The 1,166-nt window shown below is 30.7% G+C and carries 1 pseudogene; it reads right to left on the reverse strand.

The window, feature by feature from the left end:
* Nucleotides 1-91: 91 nt before the first annotated feature.
* Nucleotides 92-1,145: pseudogene (ispG, locus tag G3997_RS06575) on the reverse strand (flavodoxin-dependent (E)-4-hydroxy-3-methylbut-2-enyl-diphosphate synthase).
* Nucleotides 1,146-1,166: the final 21 nt, after the last annotated feature.

The following is a 1,166-nucleotide window of genomic DNA, read 5'->3' on the forward strand; positions in this document are numbered from 1 at the left end:
CATTGTAACAAGTAAAGAAATTTTAATTTCCCTTGTAATTTWAWTWAAAAAAAGAAGGYATATGATTTTAATAAATCACATACCTTCTTTTTTAATATTTATCTATTTCTTCTAATAATTCTTCTACTAATCTATCTCCATTTATTTTTCTAACTATCTCACCTTTTTTAAATAAAAGACCTTCACCTTTACCACCAGCTATACCAATATCTGCTTCTCTAGCTTCACCTGGTCCATTAACAGCACATCCCATAATAGCTACTGTTATATCTTTTTCCATGTGGTTTATTTTTTCTTCAACTTCATTAACCACACTTATAAGGTCTATATTACATCTTCCACAAGTTGGGCAAGATACTACTTTTATTTTATCATTTAATAAATCTAAGCTTCTAAGTATTTCCTTACCAACAGCTACTNTCTTCACAAGGATCTCCTGTAAGAGATATTCTTACTGTATCTCCTATACCTTTAAGAAGTAATGCTCCAACTCCTATTGATGATTTTATAGTTCCTTTTTTAACACTTCCTGATTCTGTTATACCAATGTGAAGTGGRTARTCCACCTTTTGTGATATAAGTTCGTAGGCTTCTAMTGTTTTGTATATATCAGAAGATTTAAGTGATATTACTATATTTCTAAAGTCTAAGTCTTCTAGTATTTTAACATGTCTCATTGCACTTTCAACTAAAGCTTCTGGTGTTGCTGAACCGTATTTTTCTAGTAGTTCTTTTTCTAGTGAACCACCGTTAACACCTATTCTTATTTTTAAGTTCTTTTCCTTACACTTTTCAACAACCATTTTTACTCTATCTATGCTACCAATGTTTCCTGGATTTATTCTAACTCCATCTATACCTTGGTCTATAACTTCAAGGGCTAGTCTATAATCAAAGTGTATATCAGCAATTACTGGTATGTTAACTTGAGATTTTATTTTTGCTATATTTTTAGCAGCAGTCATATCAGGTATTGCAACCCTAACTATATCACAYCCTGCTTCTTCTAATCTTTTTATTTGTGCAATTGTAGCTTCTGCATCTCTTGTATCAGTGTTTGTCATTGATTGTATACTTATAGGGTTGTTTCCACCTATTTTTACATTTCCAACAGTAACTTCTCTAGATTGTCTTCTTTTGTACATTTTYTCACCTTCTATTTTAAG

The organism is Romboutsia sp. 13368 (assembly GCF_018336475.1).
Lineage (GTDB): Bacteria > Bacillota > Clostridia > Peptostreptococcales > Peptostreptococcaceae > Romboutsia.